2 protein-coding genes are annotated in these 1,664 nt (G+C 69.5%); both read right to left on the bottom strand.

The annotated features are described in order from the left end of the window. Window positions 1–309 (bottom strand): helix-turn-helix domain-containing protein (locus ACNPM4_RS03755; protein ID WP_473965297.1); only part of this gene is annotated, 309 nt, incomplete at its 3' end. 191 nt (window positions 310–500) lie between these two features. Further along, window positions 501–1,664: D-alanyl-D-alanine carboxypeptidase family protein (locus tag ACNPM4_RS03750; protein WP_448984741.1), on the bottom strand; the 1,164-nt coding region annotated here is incomplete at its 5' end.

Raw genomic sequence — 1,664 nt, 5'->3', positions numbered from 1 at the left:
GCGGACGACGGTGCCGTCGATGCCGACCTCGACCACGGTGACGTGGTCCGCGGCGACCTTCACTCCGATGACGCGGCCGGCGTCGGCGACGAGTCCGAGCAGTCGTGCGGGACGCCCGCCCTGCGAGGGGCTGTGGTCGAGCTCGACGAGCAGCCCGTCGGCGATCAGCTGCTTGGTGATCTGGGTGACCAGTGCCGGCGACACGCTCAGCAGCCGCGCGAGGCTTGCTCGCGAGGTGGGGCCGAGCGCGCCGACCTGGGCGAGGACGGCGGAGCGCATGATGTCGGACCGTGCCGAGGACTGAGTCACTGGAACCCCTTTGTTTAGGACTAAATGAACTATAGAAACAAGTCCCGGGGTGTGTCAATGCCGACGTGTCCCGTTGACGCGCGCCGCGGCGGAGCGCGCCAGAACGGCGCGAAGCAGAACGGCGACCGCCAGGATCGCAGACCTCGCTCCGATTGCTGCCCGACGAGGTCGGACGCCTCAGTCTGCGCCGCTCAGCCGAGCTCGGACGGGTGGGTGAGCCGCCACCACTCGGACGGTGCGTCGACACTCCCCTTGATCGCGACCGGGGCGGTGACGGTGTGCGGTCCGGCGGTCCAGGTGACGCTGCCGACGACCGAGCCGTCGCGGTAGGTCGGCGGGGTGTCGATGTCCATCGTCGCGACGATCGGGGTGTCCGACCAGGTGAAGATCGCCGCATCCTCGCCGATGACCAGCTGCGCGGTGGAGCCCCAGGGCGTCGAGATCGTGCCGACCTCCTGTCCGGTTGTCGCGACCGGCACCTCATGGAAGCCGGTACGGATGCTGTCCAGGGTCGCGAGCACGCTGCCGTTCACGGACTCGCGCGTCGGTCCTCCGAGGATGACACCGGTCACCGCGAGCGGTTCGGCGGTGCCCACGACGAGAGTCGCGGTGTACAGCAGGCTGTACGTGCCGTGGCCCAGGGTGCCCGTCTTCAGCCCCGTGATCCCGCTCGTTCCGAGCAGGCCGTTGGTGTTGTGCAGCTGGCCGGCGCCGGGGAGGGAGATCGATGAGGTCGCGACGATCTGAGCGATGGTCGGATTCGCCGCGGCCAGCTTCCCGATGGCCAGGAGGTCGGCAGTCGTGCTCGTATTGCGCGGGCTGATGCCGGTGGGCTCGGTGATCGTGGTGCCCGTCAAGCCGTGGGCGGAGAGCCAATCGCGAGTCGCGCCGAGGAACGCGTTCTGCGATCCGAAGATCCGGGATGACAGTGCCTCGGCGTAGTTGCTCGCCGACGGGATCAGCATGGTCGCGAGGGCATCGTGCAGCGACATCGACGTGCCCGTGGGCATGGGGGCGATGGTCGCGCCCTGCACGTAGTACCTGTCGTAGAGGTCGTGGTCGGCCTTGCTGAAGGTGATCGTGGGCCCGGGGTCGTCGGCGGAGGCGAGTGGGACGGCGTCGAGGATGACCAGTGCGGTGATGAGCTTGGTGATGCTCGCGATGGGGAGCGGATCGCCGGTCCCGCTCGACGACCAGATTCCGCTCGCCCCCGCACCCAGGTATTCGTCCGCGCCGGAGATGCTGATCGCCGAGGCGGACGCGGGAACCGCGGCGAGGGCCGCAGCGCCGCCGACCGGGACCGGCGGTACCTGTGTGGTCACCGCCGGCGGGTTCACCGGCGCGGTGAGAGCCCA

Source organism: Microbacterium umsixpiens, from assembly GCF_053543675.1.
Note: the sequence above shows the minus strand (reverse complement) of the source record. Positions and strands in the feature narration are given on the sequence as shown.